The following is a 16,714-nucleotide window of genomic DNA, read 5'->3' on the forward strand; positions in this document are numbered from 1 at the left end:
CTGTTTCCTCCGATTGGGGAACAATACCAAAAAAATACCACTTGTCTACACGCATTAACGAATTCGTTGCGCCGGAGCCGGGCTCACGACAAAATTCGCTGATTTTTCAATAAAATACGGCTTAATCTTTTTGAAACGGAAATTAATCCTTGGCTATTGGTATTTTATTGGTATTATCCGCCCGGAGGAGAAATCGCGTGAATTTCGTGCTCGGTATCGATGGCGGCGGCACCAGCTGCAGGGCAGCCCTTGCGACGGCAGACGGCATCGTTGTCGGCCGCGCCAAAAGTGGTGCCGCCAACATCCGCACCGATCTCACCGGCGCCCGTACCAATATCGTCGATGCGGCACGCCAGGCCTTTGTCGCCGCCGGCCAGGATCCCGGACTGATCCCGCAAACCCCAGCCATTCTCGGCCTCGCCGGCGCCAATGTCGGCACCTATAGGCAGCAGCTCGAAGCGATCCTGCCGTTCAGCCAGAGCCGCGTCGAGACCGATGCCGAGATCGCGCTGGAAGGCGCTGTCGGCTCCGGCGACGGCGCCATGGCCATCCTCGGCACCGGCACCGCCTATATGGCGCGAAAGAACGGCAAGTCGCGCGCCATCGGCGGCTGGGGTTTTCAGGTCGGCGACCAGGGCAGCGGTGCCCGCATCGGCCGCGACCTGCTCGAGCAGACGTTGCTGGCCCATGACGGCATCCGCGAAGGGTCGCCGCTGACGCAAGCCATGCTCGCCATCTTCCGCAACAATCCCGAAGACGTGGTCGAGTTCACCACCAACGCCAAGCCCGGCGATTTCGGCGGCTTCGCGCCAAAGGTCTTCGACCATGCCGAAAAGGGCGACGCCGTCGCCAACTGGATTCTCGACAAAGCGGTCGCCGATGTCGCGGCAGCACTTGGTGCGCTCGATCTCTCGGGCGAAGCCCCGCTCTGCCTGCTCGGCGGGCTGGCGCCGCTCTATGCGCCCCGCCTGTCGACGCGCTATCGGGCGCTGCTGAAGCCGCCGCTCGACGATGCGCTGGGCGGCGCGGTGCAGATGGCGGTACGTATTTTCGCCAAAGCGTCGGAGGCGGCGCGATGAGCGAGGCCGCCGACCAGATTTTTGCCACGCTGAGACAGTCGTCGCAAAGCGGCGCGCCGCTCTATCTGCAGCTGAGGAAAAGCATTGAGGACGCGGTCAATCGAGGCCTGATCGGGCCGGGCGACGCACTGCCGTCGGAGCGTGATATCGCCACCAAGGCCGACATTTCGCGCGTCACCGTGCGCAAGGCGGTGCAGGATCTGGTCAAGGGCGGCATCCTCGTCCAGCGCCATGGCTCCGGCACTTTCGTGGCGCCGCGCATGGAACGCGTCGAGCAGTCGCTGTCCCGGCTCACCTCCTTTACCGAAGACATGGCGCGGCGCGGCATGGATGTGCGTTCCGCCTGGCTCGACCGTGGCCTCTATGCGCCGTCTCCCGACGAGATGATGGTGCTTGGCCTGTCGTCGAACGAACTCGTGGCGCGCGTGGCCCGCCTGCGCATCGCCAACGACACGCCACTAGCGATCGAACGCGCCTCGCTGTCGGCCAGCGTGCTGCCGGATCCCGCTGCAATTGGCTCGTCGCTCTACGCGGCGCTGGAGACGACGGGCAACCGGCCGGTGCGGGCGGTACAGCGCATCTCGGCCGCCAATCTCGGCGACAGTGATGCGCGCCTTCTGGAGGTGCCGCCAGGCATCGCCGGCCTGCACATCGAACGCATTTCCTATCTGGCGAGCGGCAAGGTGATCGAATTCACCCGCTCCATCTACAGGGGCGACGCCTATGATTTCGTCGCCGAACTCCGGCTGAGCGGGCCGGGCGAAGAGGGCCGGCCATGAGCATAACCACCACCCATATGCGGCGCGAAATCGAGGAGATCCCGGAGGCCGTCGCCCGCCTGCTCGACGGTTCGGCAGCCGTGCTGGCCGAGGCCGGGCGCGGCATTCGCGAACGCAATCCGCATTTTATTGTCACCGTAGCACGCGGCTCCTCCGATCATGCCGCGACCTTCATGAAATATGCGGTGGAACTGACCGCCGGTCTGGCCGTCGCTTCCGTCGGTCCGTCGATCGCCTCGATCTATGGCGCCAAACTCAGGCTCGGCGGCTCCGCTTGCCTGGCCATTTCGCAGTCGGGCAAGAGCCCGGACATCGTTGCGATGGCGCAAGCCGCGCGGGCCGGCGGCGCGCTCACCGTCGCGATCACCAACACCGCCGCTTCGCCGCTGGCACAAGCCTCGGATTACGCGATCGACATTCTGGCCGGGCCCGAACGCAGCGTCGCGGCGACGAAAACCTTCGTCAATTCGGCGGTGGCCGGTCTGGCGTTGATGGCGCATTGCACTGGCGACGACAAGCTGCTGGCCGCTCTTGCCCGCCTGCCCGAGCAACTCGGCAGGGCGATCGCTTGCGACTGGATGGCGCTGGCCGGCGCGCTGGAGACACCGCAGTCGCTGTTCATACTCGGCCGTGGCCCGTCCGCGGCGATGGCCAACGAGGCGGCGCTAAAGTTCAAGGAGACCTGCGGCATGCATGCCGAGGCCTACAGCGCCGCCGAGGTCATGCATGGCCCGCTGGCGCTGGTCGGGCCGGGCTTTCCGGTGCTGGCGCTGGCTGCCCGCGATGCCTCGGAGCCGTCCGTGGCCGAGGCGGCGGACAGCCTTGCCGGCAAGGGCGCCGCCGTCTTCGTGACGTCGGACAAGTCCAGGAGCGCGCGGCCATTGCCGCATGTCGCCACCGGCCATCCGCTGACCGACCCGCTGGCACTGATCGTGTCCTTCTATGGTTTCGTCGAGGCTTTTGCCCGCCATCGCGGCCTCGATCCCGATGTGCCGCGCAATCTGCGCAAGGTGACGGAAACCGTATGAGCGACCGTTTTGCCCTGACTGGTGCCCGCATATTCGATGGCGATGACTGGCACGACAACGCGGCCCTTGTCGTGCGCGACGGCCTGGTCGAAGCCATCATTGCCGCCGGCGCCATTCCGTCCGGCGTTCGCAGAGTAGAGACCGGCGGTGGCATGCTGGTGCCTGGTTTCGTCGACCTGCAGGTCAATGGCGGCGGCGGCGTCATGCTCAACGACCATCCCGATGTCGCCTCGATCGAAACCATCTGCCGCGCACACATGCCGTTCGGCACCACGGCGCTGCTGCCGACACTGATCACCGACACGCCTGCCATCACCGCCGCGGCGATTGCGGCCGGAGCAGACGCCGCGCGGCAAAAGCTGCCGGGCTTTTTGGGCCTGCATCTTGAAGGCCCGCATCTGTCGGTCGCCCGCAAGGGCGCGCACGACCCGGCGTTGATCCGGCCGATGCTCGACGCCGACCAGGCGGCATTGATCGCGGCGCGGAAAAAACTGCCGGTGCTGCTGACGACGATCGCGCCTGAATCGGTCGAGCCGGCGCGTGTTTCAGCGCTGACCAAGGCCGGCGTCGTCGTCAGCCTGGGCCATTCCGACACCGGTTACGCCAATGCCCGCGCCTTCGCCGATGCGGGTGCCTCGGTGGTCACGCATCTTTTCAACGCCATGAGCCAGATCGGCAACCGCGAGCCCGGGCTGGCGGGCGCCGCCATCGACATCGGCACGCTTTTCGCCGGCATCATCGCCGATGGCATCCATGTCGATCCGGCCACTATGGTGATCGCGCTGCGCGCCAAGCAGGGTCCGGGCAAAATTGTGCTGGTCACCGACGCCATGGCCACGATCGGCACCGACATGACCTCGTTTACGCTCAACGGCCGCATCATCTACCGCAAGGACGGCAGCCTGCGGCTTGCCGACGGAACACTGGCGGGCGCCGATCTCGACATGATCTCCGCGGTTCGATACGTCCACCGCATTGTCGGACTGGACCTCTCGGAAGCGCTGCGCATGGCGTCGCTCTATCCGGCGCAAGCCATTGGCCAGTCGCACCGGCTTGGCCGCTTTGCCAACGGCACCGCAGCCGATATTGTCGCGTTGTCGGATGATCTGGACGTCAGGGACGTTTGGATCGGCGGCAACAAGGTTTTTGGAGTCGCCGCCGGCACTCTGCACTGAGAGCGAGCCTATGCAGGCAGTCGATTGCGTTGTCGCCGGGGCAGGTGTCGTGGGCCTCGCCATCGCGCGGGCGATTGCCTTGTCGGGGCGCGAGGTGCTGGTGATCGAAAAGGCCGATGCCATCGGCACCGCGATCAGTTCGCGCAATTCGGAAGTCATCCATTCCGGAATCTACTATGCGCCGGGCAGCCTGAAATCCCGCCTCTGCGTCGAAGGCCGCCAGCGCCTCTATGCCTATTGCCGTGACCGCAACATCGGCCATGCGCGTAGCGGCAAGCTGATCGTCGCTGTCGAACCGACCCAACTCGACCGGCTGCGGGCGATCCAGGCCAATGCCGAACGCTGCGGCGTTATCGATCTCGACCTTTTGACGCGCGCTGAGGCCGAGAGCCTCGAACCCGCGCTGCATTGCGCCGGCGCGCTTCTGTCGCCGTCGACCGGCATTGTCGACAGCCAGGCACTGATGCTGTCGCTGCGCGGTGATGCGGAAGCCGCCGGCGCCTCCTTCGCCTTCCTGACCGCTGTTACGGGTGCGGCGGTTTCGCCCGACGGGGTGGAAATCCTGACCCAGGGTGCCGACGGTGAAGCCTTCGAACTGGAGGCCGGCGCTTTCGTCAACGCGACCGGCCTCGACGCGCAGGCCCTGGCCGGCCGCATCGAGGGTTTCCCGCAAGCCAAGATCCCACCGCTATGGCTGGCGCGCGGCAATTATTTTGCTCTGTCGGGCCGGTCGCCCTTCTCGCGGCTGATCTACCCGGTCCCGGTCGATGGCGGCCTCGGCGTCCATCTCACGCTCGACCTCGGCGGCAGCGCCCGCTTCGGCCCTGATGTCGAATGGATCGATCGCGTCGACTATACGGTCGATCCCGACCGCGGCGATATCTTCTACGATGAGATCAGGCGCTATTGGCCGGGCCTCGCGGATGGCGCGCTGCAACCGGCCTATGCCGGCGTCAGGCCAAAACTCTCCGGTCCGGGTCAGCCCGCCGCCGATTTCATGGTGCAAGGTCCGGCCGACCACGGCGCCGGCCAGATCGTTAATCTGTTCGGCATCGAGAGCCCGGGACTGACGTCGAGCCTGGCCATTGCCGAGCATGTCTGCGAAATTTTGTATCCGAGCTGATCAACGCCGGAGAACCAGGGTTGGCGGCTGCCAATTGAGTCGCGACGTCAGGCTCAGATAATTAGCCGGCTTTTGAAGGAGCGTAGATATCCCTGTAGGTGTCGCGCAACAGGTTCTTCTGCACCTTGCCCATCGTGTTGCGCGGCAGCTCCTCGACGAAAATCACCCGCTTCGGGTGCTTGTATTTTGCGATCCGGCCGGCGATGGCACTGAGGATCTCGGCAGCGCCGATGGTCGAGGCCGGCGCCCGCACCACGATTGCGGTGACGCCCTCGCCGAAATCCGGATGGGCAACGCCGATCACGGCACTCTCGGCAACGCCGGGCAGCGCGTCGATCTCGCTTTCGACTTCCTTGGGATAGATGTTATAGCCGCCGGAAATGATCAGGTCCTTGCCGCGCCCGACAATGTGCACGTAGCCATCGGCATCGATCAGCCCGAGATCGCCTGATATGAAGAAGCCGTCGTCGCGGAACTCCGCCTTGGTCTTCTCCGGCATGCGCCAGTAACCGGAGAACACATTCGGGCCTTTCACCTCGATCATGCCGATCTCGCCCTGGGCAAGCGTTTCGCCGTTGTCGGGGTCGGCAATACGAAGCGCGACACCTGGCAAGGGAAAACCGACCGTGCCGGCGCGCCGCTCGCCCTCATAGGGGTTCGACGTGTTCATATTGGTCTCGGTCATGCCGTAACGCTCGAGGATGGCGTGGCCGGTGCGCTCGCGCCAGGCCGCATGCGTCTCGGCCAGCAGCGGCGCCGACCCGGAAATGAACAGGCGGATGTTTTCCGCCGCTTGCCGGTTCAAGCTGTCCTGTTGCAGCAGCCTGACATAGAAGGTCGGCACGCCCATCAGCACTGTTGCGCGCGGCAAAAGCGAGACAATCCGGGCCGGGTCGAATCTGCTTTCGAACAGCATCGCGCCGCCGGCCGTCAGGATGACGTTGGTGGCGACGAACAGGCCGTGGGTGTGGAAGATCGGCAGCGCGTGGATCAGCACGTCTTTGCTGGTGAAGCGCCATTGCTCGACCAGCACCCGCGCATTGGACGCCAGGTTTTCGTGGCTGAGCATGGCGCCCTTCGATCGGCCGGTCGTGCCCGACGTGTAGAGGATCGCCGCAAGATCGTCCGGTCCGCGCGCCACATCGTCGAAATCCACGGGCTGTTGCGCGGCGCGATCGGTCAGCGAGCCTTCGCCGCTGCGGCCGAGCGTAACGGTGATGGCGCCAGACGCCTCGGCCAGCGGCCCGATCTCTGCCACCCGTGCCGGATCGCAGACGACCAGCCGCGGTTCGGCATCGCCGAAGAAATAGCCGAGTTCCGTCAGCGTGTAGGCGGTGTTGAGCGGCAGGAAGACGGCGCCGGCGCGCAGGCAGGCGAGGTAGAGAAAAACGGCCTCCGGGCTTTTCTCGACCTGCACGGCAACGCGGTCGCCCGCTTTGACGCCCAATAGCGTCAGCGCCTGCGCCAGTTGCGCTGATCGCGCCAGCATATCGCCGTAGCTGATCGATCGCCCGTCATCCGTCTCCATTAGGAGCCGCTCGGGCTCGGGCATCCGGGCGCGAAACGCGTCAAACAGGTGATTGCTCATGATCTTCCCTAGACCATGGTCCCGAAAAGGGGAATCCTGACTTCAGGGGCATGCGCCACAAAAATTATCTTGTTCCGGCAGCTATTTCCGGGCACGCAGTGCCTTGGTGGCGCTTGCCCTTGGATCGCCGCTCTGGCTGAAGCGCTCCATGCACATGGCCGCCGTCAGGCGGTAGTGGTTGAGCAAGGCTTCAACAGCGCCATCGGCATCGCCATCCAGGGCGCGTTCGGCGATCAGTCGGTGCTCGCCGAGATCATCGCGATCGCTGTTATCCTGCGAGATCAGCCGATAGCGCGAGGCCTGGTCGGAAAGCTGGTCGCAGAAACCAATCAGCCAGTGCGACCGGCAGGCCGAAATCAGCCCGCGGTGGAAGGCACGATGTAACTTCTCCCATTCCGGATCGTTCGACGAGGAATCCTCGGACAAGCGGCGTTGCGCGCGCGCCAGCCGATGCAGCGCCAGCACCAGCTGTTCTTCCCATTCGCCGGTGCGGCGGGCGATGGATTCGCGAAGCGCCCGCTCTTCCAACCAGCAGCGGGTGCGCGTCAGCTCCTCCAATTCCTCCGCGCTGACCGGCATGAGGAAGAAGCCGCGCTGGTCATGCCTGCCCAGAAGACCTTCCGACGCAAGCCGGTTGAGGGCTTCGCGAACGGGCGAGGCACCAGCGCCATACCGGGAAACCACCCATTCGACCCGCAGCTTGCTCTCGCTTTCAAGCACGCCCCGCAGGAGGTCGTCGCGAAGTTGACTGTAGACGGCGCTGGCAAGCGTGCCCTTCGACCCCGTGCCTTCGTCGCCTAGATCGGCGGTTCCATAGGTCAAGTTGACTCCTGTCGTCTATTTTGGCTCTGGCAAATCCTGTCCCCAATGCGTTGCGAATCCCCGTACATGTACTCTACCCCGTCAGGCTTCCAGCCCCAAGGGAAAGATTATGGTATTGTACTTTAAGAGGAAGGGTCGCCCTGTCGGGCTCTGCCAAGTAACGACTGTGGTGAAAATCTTGTTCTTCTCAAGAAACTTTGTACAGCTGAGCTGCGCGCGTCACGACGCCCGGCAGGGATTTCTGAATTATCCACAACTTGTTCTCGACGCCGCGTCAGCTGGCAGCCTGGTTCGCTGCTGCCCTGATCGCCTCGATGTTTGCCCGATAGGCTTCGACGCTGCCGCCCTTGAAGATGGCGGCACCCGCCACCAGCACGTCGGCGCCGGCGGCAGTGACCAGGGGCGCGGTTTCAGGCGAAACGCCGCCATCGATCTCGATGCGGATCGGCCGGTTGCCGATCAGCGCCTTCACCCGTTTCACCTTGTCGACGATGCCGGGAATGAACGCCTGGCCGCCGAAGCCGGGGTTGACGGTCATGATCAGGATCAAATCGAGCCGATCAAGCACATATTCGATCATCGTTTCCGGCGTTGCCGGGTTGAGCGAAACACCGGCCTTCTTGCCTAGGTTGCGGATCGTCTGCAGCGAGCGGTCGAGATGCGGCCCGGCCTCGGCATGCACGGTCATGCCGTCGCAGCCGGCCTCGGCGAAGGCCGCCAGATAGGGGTCGGCCGGCGCGATCATCAAATGGCAGTCGAAGAAGGCCTTGGTGCGGTTGCGGATCGCCTTGATCACCGGTGGACCGAAGGTGATGTTGGGCACGAAATGCCCGTCCATGACGTCGAGATGGATCCAGTCGGCGCCGGCCGCCACCACCGCCTCGACCTCGTCGCCGAGCTTCGAAAAATCCGACGCCAGCACCGATGGCGCGATCAGGGTCTTCCTGGCCATGTCCGCTTTCCCCTTGAGTTGCTTCCGCCCTAATCGTCTCGGCGCTGCTTGTCGACAGGAATCCTGCGGGAACATCCTATCTGTGCAACGCAGGAGAGGCGGCACGGGGCCGCCTCTCCAGATTTTGCAGTGCCTGATTTTCAGTTTACGTGCAACCGCGGTCTGGCCAACCCCGGCGCAAACGGCTTGCCTTGCTTCAAGACCGGCAGATTGAACGTCTTGAGGGGTTGCTTGGGCACGCATTGCCCACGCACCAGTCTTTCCGTTGCACGGCAGGCAGTGACGATAATCTTGTCCCTTACGCATGCCTTGCCAACCAGATGGTAGCCGCGCTTGCAGTCGATAATGATCGGAGGCGTCCTCACGCACACCCCGTCTACGCGCCGTTCATTTGGTTTGCACCGGTCGGCGATCACAAGGTTCTTGACGCATTTCAGGCCGACCTGATGGTAGCCCGGCAGGCAGTGGATGCTGACGCCGATGCATTTGCCGTTGACGAGTTTTTCGGTGCTGCGGCATGCAGCCACAAGCGGCCTGTCAACGCATTTGCCACGGATCAACTTCTGGCTCGGCAGACATTCGCGACCGGGATCGGCTGTGACCGAAGGACGTTTTGGTTCCGACTTGCCGGGATCGGGACGTGTATCGACGGTGAGATCATCGGCGCCGGGCTCGAAGGTGCGCTTGATACAGGTAAAATCCTCGCTGTCCTTGTCGACGGTCGCGATCGCCCCACCCTGCTTGATCTCCTGCAGCGTGCACTGGATCGAGCGTGTTCTCGAGATGCTGAGATCATGCATTGCGCTCGCCTTGAAAGAGCCGCCCTGATTGAACGCGACCGTCGTGCCGGTGAAGAAGGCACCATTCGAGCAGCCGATCCGATAGTGGAACGCCCCCGGCGCATCGCGTTCGACGTCGAACGCCACCTCACCCTTGCGCGGGCAGAGTTTCTTGAAACCCGCGCTGTCGGACACGGTAACCTCGCCATGCCAGTCCGAGTGCGCCGGTGGGTTGTCGGGGTTGCCCTGCGGTGTGTCGGTGAAGCCGCCGCCGCCGGCGCCGGTGCAGTGGACGGTGATGTCCTTCCAGCCGTCGAAAGGCTCGAACGGGTCGTTGCCAACGATCTCGGTCTTGTACTGGAAATACGCGGTCGCTCCGACATCCTCCCATTTCTCGTAGGTGGCGAAGTAGCCGTTCTTGTTCGCATCATAGGACGCCCAGGCCTGCTTGAACTCCGAGGTGATCGGCCCGTTATCCTTCTGCCGCCAGATGCGCATCGACACCGGTCCGGCCTGATTGGCTTGCGCGCGGCTGGTCACCTTCAGCGCCGGGCACACTGTCCCGGGTGTCGAGCCGGGCTGGTTCGACTGGTAGGTGGTCAGGAACAGCTTGACGTTCTTTGTCTCGAACTCGCCGAAGTCGGTGGCGATGTCCTGGGTGTTCGGCTTGACGACGGGATCGCAGACGACCTGGACGTCGAACGAACCGTGTTCGGCATAATGCGACTCGGAGAGCGGATAGGGCCAACTGCCGCCCGTCGCCTCTGTCGCTGCGTTGTCCATGTCGAGCGCCGTATCGGTAAGCGCCGAGAAGCTCGCGTGGAAGGTTTGCGTGAACGAATAGGACTTCGTCGGCCCATCGGGCTGGAGATGCTGGTTGCACCTGGCGACGATCTGGTCCCCGTAGGGCACGACGGCAATGCCTGTATTCGACGACAGCGGAATGATCGAGGGATTGAAGGAGAAATTCTCCTGGTGATCATAGTCGCGGCTCTCAGGCGTAGCACTCCAGATCGGCGGGAAGGCGCCGCATTGGCTGGGTCCGCATGTACCCAGGGCCACGCCGACCTCCTGGATATAGCCTGGCCATCGCGTATCGATCTTCATATGGCCCCAGAACTGGACATTGCCGCTTTTCAGCGTGTCCCACTTCTGCTTGTCGCTCGAGCCGACGTGGATTGTCGTATTGGCGCTTTCGGTGTGGAACGACATCGACTTGATGTTCGCCTGCTTGGCGGAGGCCGGTGTGGTGGCGAGTGCGGCTGCGATCAGGGCAACAGTCGCAGCCGTATTGCTGAAGACATATCTAGCTGAAGACATTCTCTCTCTCCTGAAATGTTCCTTCAGGAATTGGTCACCGCGAGCAGCGCTAAGGTTCATCTGACTGCAGAAGAAATAGCCGAGCCAAAAGAAAAACCCCGCCGGGATTGCTCCGGCGGGGTTCTGTTCCTCAGTAGACAAGATTACGGCTTGAGGCCCTGGATGTTGTTGCTTGCCGGGTCCTGTTGCGGTTGCACCTGCGGCTGGCGCTTTGGCAGCAGCTGCTGCAGGACGTTGGGGTTCAGCAACTGGGTCGGATCGAGCGTCGGCTGCCTGCGGTTCGGCCTGCAGTTCGGAAACCGCCCATGGGTCCCGTCCGGGCAGGGTCGAATTGTGATGATCGGCTCGCACTGTCCGTTGACCATATGCGAGCCCGGCGCGCAGTCCGCTTGTGGCTTGCGGCAGGCGCCGTTGATCACCTGTGTGCCACGCGGACAGACACACTCGCCGCGCTTGTTGTGGACCTGGCCGCGTATCTGGCATTGTTCCAGGTCAGGCCGCTTGCGCCGGCAGGCGCCGTCGCTCACTTCCGTACCCCTCGGGCAAACGCAATTGCCGTTGGCGTCGTGGATCTGGCCACGGATGGTGCACTGCTCCACGTCGGGCCTCTTCTTGCGGCAGGCGCCGTCGCTCACTTCCGTACCCCGCGGGCAGACACAATTGCCGTTGGCGTCGTGGATCTGGCCACGGATGGTGCACTGCTCAACGTCTGGCCTCTTCTTGCGGCAAGCGCCGTCCCTCACTTCCGTACCCCGTGGGCAGACGCAATCGCCATTGGCGTCGTGGATCTGGCCACGAATGGTGCACTGCTCGGGTTTGTCGGTCCTGACGCAGGCGCCGTTCTCGAGCTGGGTTCCGCGCGGACAGACACAGCGTCCGTCCTCGGTGCGGATCTGACCCTTGAGCAGCACGCAGGGCTTCGGCTTCGGCTCGATGATGACGCCGCCGTCGGGCGAGCACTGGCCGTTGCGGAAGGTGGTGCCTTCCGGACAGACGCACCTGCCGGCATCGTTCATGACGAAGCCCGCCGAGCACTCCTTCTTCACCTCGTTCTTGATGCCGAAGGGGTGGCAGGCATAGGCCTTGCCGCGGTCGCCCTGCACGTTGGTTGCATCACGGGGCAGCACGTCGCCTCCGCCTTGCACCTTGGTGTCGGGAGACAGCACGCCGACGCAGTTCCGGCCGTTGACGCTGCCTTGCAGATTGGCCAGGCGGCCGTCGTCGGGAATGACCACCGTCATCGTGTGGACGTGGCTTTCCCCGGCGCCGAGCGTCAGGTTGGCAATGCAGGACAACGGCAAGCTTGTCGGCTCCGGCGAGCAGCCGAAGGGCGGGTCGATCGACGTGATCTCAACGCCTTCCAGTCTGCCGAGGCCTTCCACGCCGATCGCATCACCGATACGAACCGGACCGGAGAAGGGGCTCGTCCCGTCGTTCGTGATGGTGATCTCGAACGAGCAGGGCTGACCGGGCTTGCATTCGCTGTCACCGGTCTTTTCGACACGGATCGTCGAGACACCACCGCCCTTGGCGCAGGCCTGGCCGATCGGATAGACGATGTCGTCTCCGGGAGCCGGGCCATAGGAGCCGCGTGCGCAGTTCTCGAACTCGCCGTTGGCCGACACCGTCACGTCAAAGTGACGGCTGGTTCCGGGCGTCATCACGGCGCCGGGAATCTGGCACGACAGCGAATTGGCCGGAACCGGTCCGCACGCCCATTCCGCGCCGTCTGGGGAGACGGTCTGGATCTGGACGGGCGCGCCGCCAGCCACCAGCTTTGCGGCATCGTTGACCCGCACCGGACCGGTTGGGGCAGCGGTGCCGAGGCTGATGATGGTGATGCGGCAAGAGACGACCGCAGCACCGGCCAGCGAGCCGTTGCACACCTTGGTGATGCGCAGGGTCGGCTTGCCGCCATTGGGATGACGGAAGCGTTCCTTGGCGCAGGCCTTGTTGTTGGTGAGGTCGACCTCACCGGGGATGGGCTTCACCGCCGCGCAGTTCTCGACCGTGTCCGACTGGTAGCCGGCCGGCATCACCGCCTTGACGACGATCGCCGTCGAGGCGCCCGGCATAAGCACGATGCCGGCATTGTCGCAGCGGAACTGGCCGGGGCCGATCGGTCCGCATATCCAGGGTGGTGACGGGCCGAAGGTCGAGGATGCCGGCGCGCCGCCCGGGTAGTTGTCGATGACCGTCAGCGGCCCGTTATAGGGGACACTGCCGTTGTTGAAGATGTCGATCACGAAGTAGCAGATGCCGTCGATCGTGCAGACCGGGATACGGGCACGCTTCTTCAGGATCAGGTCGACTTTCTTCTCGACCGGCGGGCGGCAGTCGCGGTCGCGATCGCCACGCTGGCAGATAGGGATCGAGGCGCAGCCCCTGTCGTTTTGCTGGCTGCCGAACAGCGGCTTGCCGCTGGCCGGATAATTGTAGGTGGCGCAGTTGCGCAACACCTTGCCTTGCCAGCCTGCCGCCGGCTTGAAGCCGAGCTTGAGGTCGACAAAGGCCCCCGGATTGAGCGTGGTCACCGGATAGGTGCACGTTATCGGCGTGGTTCCGGGCACGCAGACCCAGGGCGGATTCGGCCCTGAATCGAGGGTGGAACCGGCCGGCAGCGTCACTTCGTCGAGCACGATCTTGCCGTGATAGGGGCCTGTGCCGACATTGGTGACCCTGATGGTGAACTTGCAGCCGCCGGCCATCGTGCAACGCTGCACCTCGGCACGCTTTTCGACCTTGAGATCCGGGTCCTTGGGCGGGCACCTGAGGTCACGCGGAATGACGATGTCGACCGTCTGCGTGCAGCACAGGCCCCAACCCTCCTTCGGGCCGGCATAGGTTTCGATGCCGGTGACGATGAGGTGGATGACGTCGCCGGGTGATGCACCGACGATCTTCCAGTTGAGCACACCGCCGCCCGCTGGCACCAACTGCGTGTCGGGGATGATGGTGATGCCGGGTGTCGTCGTCGATACCTGCACCCACTTGCCGCCCATCTCCGGGCCGACCGGCATGTGGTAGATGAAGGCGCCGCCGCCGGGCACGCAATCGACCGTGCCGCGCTCCACCTTGAAGCATTCCTGGTCGGGCGGTGGCGGCCGCTTGTCGCAGTTGGTGAGGTCGATCCGGATCGAGGTCTTCACCCCGGTCTTATAGTCACCATCGTCGGGTTTGCTCGGATCCTGCGACGGGATGATGGTCCCGGTGCCGGCTCCATTCGTCACCTTGATCAGGCCCTGATTGTCGACGACCGTCGGCGAGGGAAACGCCGCACGGTCGATCTTGGCGGTGATCTGGAAGTTGATAACGCGTTCATTAGGAGCGCCCGCACCGTCGAGATCGGTGGCGGAGAGCCGGAAGTCGGACACCGTTGCCGTATCGTTCGGATCGGCCGAGGTGCTGATCGAAACGCCGGGCAGCGGGCCGCCCGCAGCGTCCGTGCCGTCGCCCGACACGTGCGCGCCGACGATCGACAGGCCGTGCGGAAGCTGGTCCTTGAACTCGATCTTGAGCTTCTTCAGGAGATCGGCCAAGCCTGGATCGGCAAAGCTCTGCGCATTGCCGCGTAGGCCGAAGCTCAGGGAATAGACGACATAGTCACAGCTTCTCTGCACGCCCTTCTTGGTGAAGAACGGCACGACCCGTTCGGGCCGCGGATTGATGACCCGCGAATTGTCGAGGTCGAGCCGCAGCTCCGGGGTTATCGGAGCGGCGTCTTCCGCTTGGGCGAGCACGGGAGTGTACATGGCGACCGCGATACCGGCCGCCATCAGCCAGCGCGCGCCGCGCCTGGCGTATGACAGGGGTTTCATGATCGTCTCCATGACGGTTGACTGATTGCTGTTTGCGAGCGGGGAGAGGGTTGAAATGTTCATCTTCCCCTCCTCAACGTTCACAGCTGATTGCTGGCGTTCTGAGCGGCACGGTCATCTTGCAGCAAGGGTAATAACCACCCTTGTCCTTGTCGGACTGCCTGTAGAAGCAAAGCCCGACATCGACGGTGTCGCCAGGGTAATGGCCGGTGATGTTGACCGTGTAGGGCGCGCCGGGAACATGCGACTGGGATGATGTCACCCCGACGCCCGGTGTCCTCGACTGAGCCTTGATCGAATCGCCGCCAAAGCCGGCATGGTCATGGAGATAGAGATCGGCCTCGAGGCCCGACGGCGTGCAGTAGTACTGGACGTCGTCGATATCGAGGCAAGGAGGCAGGTCGCCGGGGGGTGGGAAGTCCGGCGGATAGAAAGGTGGCAGATAGCCGCCCGGTATTTCTTCGTAGTAGCCGGCACGGCCCTCGCAGGGGTGCCAGACCTCGACGTCGCCGACATGGCCTTCGACCTCGGGGTCTTCGAAATAGCCGTCGAAGTCGACGAACCACGAGCCGAACGGCGGCACGTTAGCCGGCTTGACCAGTTCCTTCGGCGTGATCTGCACGCCGTGCACGGCCAGCGGCCCTCCGGCGGCGAGCTGTTCGGCAAGTGCCGGATTGTCGCGCAGTTTGTCGCCGGTGTTGACCAGCGTCTGCGTGCACACACCAGTGTCGAGATTGCCGTCGGCGTCATAGCCATATTGCAGGTCGAGGCCACCGGCCGACTGCCGGTTGCCTTGCGGGAAGCCTACCGCATATTCCTGCGGCACTTCCACCCAGACCGACTCCGTCGCCGGATCGTCCGGATTTTCGAGCCAGTAGCGGATGACCTCGCCTTTGCCGGAATCGGCGAACTGGCTGTAATCATAGCGGTTTTCCACCGGGCCGCGCTGGGCCAGGTACATGAAGCCATTATTGTCAAAGGCGATATCGGTGACCGCGTAGTCCTTGTCGGCACTGACCGTCAGTTCCCAGCGCGAGTCGCCGGCAAAGCTGCCGTCGCGGGCAATGCCCACCGACCAGATCTCCGCCTTTTCGCCGACCGAATAATAGAGCCGGCCGCCATGATAGGCGACGGACCAGACACGGCGTTCGTCCTGCGTATAGCCCCATGTGTCGGGGTCTTCCGAATCGAACGCGGCACCCTGTATGTCCATCACCGCGCCATCGTCGGCGAGCGGGGCGAGCCCGTGCGCCGGGCGTCCGGCAACGCCGTGATCGAACGTGTCGATCAGCGTGCCGTTGGCGTCGATGCGGTGGATGAGGCCGGTGTCGAGATCGCTGGCAAAGAACTGGCGATGGATGCTGTCGAAGCTGACGTCGCCAATGCCGGGACCGCTGTTGGTGTCGATGTCGGCAAATTTCGAAACGGCGCCGGTGATGCCGTCGATCTTCCAGATAGTGCCCGGTCCGCCACCGTTTTCGGTGCCGAACTGGCCGTCCATGAAGGTGGCGCCCGCGGTGCCGCGGCGCTGCCGCTCGGGGCGGCCGTCCGCGTCTTCGTCAGGGGTGACGATGCGGATCCCGTGCAGCGAGGTTGCGCCGGCATAGAGGTTCGGAATGCCGGAGGGGACGCCGTCGCGCACGCCGCCATCATAGGTGATGCCGAAAACCTGGCCGATCTGCTCGGCCGTTACCTCGAAGGGCGGCGGCGTGTTGACGAGCTGCCCAGAGGCCGGCCCACCCAGCGCTGAAACGTCGAAAATGCGCAAGGTTGCGCGCGTCGTGTCGATGAAGGTTTCGTCGACCGGATCGACACCCGGCGGCAGGCCTTCTTCGAAACCGGGAATGATGGTGCCGGAAAATCCGGTCACCGCCATCGAGCCGGGATAGATGATCTGGGTTTGCTGATCCTGTGCCTGGGCAGGGCTGCCGAGCCAAAGACTGGCGGCCAGCGCCAGTGCCAGGAGACCACTCGATATTTGGATTGTGCGGCGCCAGCGGCCAGCAGTGTTGGACACGAACGAGCCGTGGTTGCCAGACATGAAACTACCCCCGTAGCCTACGGGAGAAACGTCCAGGCTTGCCGCGCGAATCAGGGATAGGCGCGGCGTTCCGGCTCGTTCGTCCCCGATCGAATTGTCTGCTTTCCTCAAATTCACGATACGCCGGCTCTTACGCAGGGTCAACGGAATCAGCGAGAAGCCCAGTGCGTCCACCCGTTCCCGAAGGCGGTGATCGCGCTGAGCTCCTGT

At 64.0% G+C, this 16,714-nt stretch carries 11 protein-coding genes; 5 read left to right on the forward strand and 6 right to left on the reverse strand.

The window, feature by feature from the left end; all coding sequences use genetic code 11:
- Window positions 1-197: 197 nt before the first annotated feature.
- From AC1DXU_RS18500 to AC1DXU_RS18520, 5 genes are read left to right on the forward strand one after another with little or no spacing between them, the layout of a single operon-like run.
- Window positions 198-1,079, forward strand: coding sequence for a glucosamine kinase nucleotide-binding domain-containing protein (locus AC1DXU_RS18500; protein ID WP_477371189.1), 882 nt, complete (start codon window positions 198-200; stop codon window positions 1,077-1,079).
- Complete coding sequence (locus tag AC1DXU_RS18505) at window positions 1,076-1,858, forward strand: GntR family transcriptional regulator (protein WP_477311035.1); 783 nt, start codon at window positions 1,076-1,078, stop codon at window positions 1,856-1,858. The genes AC1DXU_RS18500 and AC1DXU_RS18505 overlap by 4 nt, the downstream gene beginning before the upstream one ends.
- Window positions 1,855-2,886, forward strand: a complete 1,032-nt coding sequence (locus AC1DXU_RS18510) for an SIS domain-containing protein (protein WP_477371192.1) — start codon at window positions 1,855-1,857, stop codon at window positions 2,884-2,886. The genes AC1DXU_RS18505 and AC1DXU_RS18510 overlap by 4 nt, the downstream gene beginning before the upstream one ends.
- A complete protein-coding gene (gene nagA, locus AC1DXU_RS18515; RefSeq protein ID WP_477371195.1) occupies window positions 2,883-4,061 on the forward strand; it encodes an N-acetylglucosamine-6-phosphate deacetylase in 1,179 nt (392 codons plus the stop codon). Before AC1DXU_RS18510 ends, nagA begins: the two co-directional genes overlap by 4 nt.
- Window positions 4,062-4,071: 10 nt before the next feature.
- The gene (locus AC1DXU_RS18520; RefSeq protein WP_477371198.1) at window positions 4,072-5,184 is read left to right on the forward strand and encodes an NAD(P)/FAD-dependent oxidoreductase; all 1,113 of its coding nucleotides are present in this window, start codon (window positions 4,072-4,074) and stop codon (window positions 5,182-5,184) included.
- A 61-nt stretch (window positions 5,185-5,245) separates the two neighbouring features.
- On the opposite strand, the gene AC1DXU_RS18525 is transcribed toward AC1DXU_RS18520, so the two are convergent.
- The 6 genes from AC1DXU_RS18525 to AC1DXU_RS18550 all read right to left on the reverse strand — a co-directional run bounded on the left by AC1DXU_RS18525 (window position 5,246) and on the right by AC1DXU_RS18550 (window position 16,504).
- Entirely contained in the window at window positions 5,246-6,772 is a 1,527-nt protein-coding gene (locus AC1DXU_RS18525; protein WP_477371201.1) for a malonate--CoA ligase, read from the reverse strand.
- An 81-nt stretch (window positions 6,773-6,853) separates the two neighbouring features.
- Window positions 6,854-7,594 carry a GntR family transcriptional regulator gene (locus AC1DXU_RS18530; RefSeq protein WP_477311045.1) on the reverse strand — a complete coding sequence of 247 codons (741 nt, stop codon included), beginning with the start codon at window positions 7,592-7,594 and terminating at the stop codon, window positions 6,854-6,856.
- A gap of 274 nt (window positions 7,595-7,868) precedes the next feature.
- On the reverse strand, window positions 7,869-8,546 hold the full coding sequence (gene rpe / locus AC1DXU_RS18535) for a ribulose-phosphate 3-epimerase (protein WP_477371204.1): 678 nt from the start codon (window positions 8,544-8,546) through the stop codon (window positions 7,869-7,871).
- Between the two features lie 140 nt (window positions 8,547-8,686).
- Complete coding sequence (locus tag AC1DXU_RS18540; protein ID WP_477371207.1) at window positions 8,687-10,645, reverse strand: hypothetical protein; 1,959 nt, start codon at window positions 10,643-10,645, stop codon at window positions 8,687-8,689.
- A gap of 143 nt (window positions 10,646-10,788) precedes the next feature.
- Entirely contained in the window at window positions 10,789-14,526 is a 3,738-nt protein-coding gene (locus AC1DXU_RS18545; RefSeq protein WP_477371210.1) for an EB domain-containing protein, read from the reverse strand.
- Between the two features lie 10 nt (window positions 14,527-14,536).
- The gene (locus tag AC1DXU_RS18550) at window positions 14,537-16,504 is read right to left on the reverse strand and encodes a hypothetical protein (protein ID WP_477371212.1); all 1,968 of its coding nucleotides are present in this window, start codon (window positions 16,502-16,504) and stop codon (window positions 14,537-14,539) included.
- Window positions 16,505-16,714: the final 210 nt, after the last annotated feature.

It is taken from the genome of Mesorhizobium sp. P3_A10 (assembly GCF_056403175.1).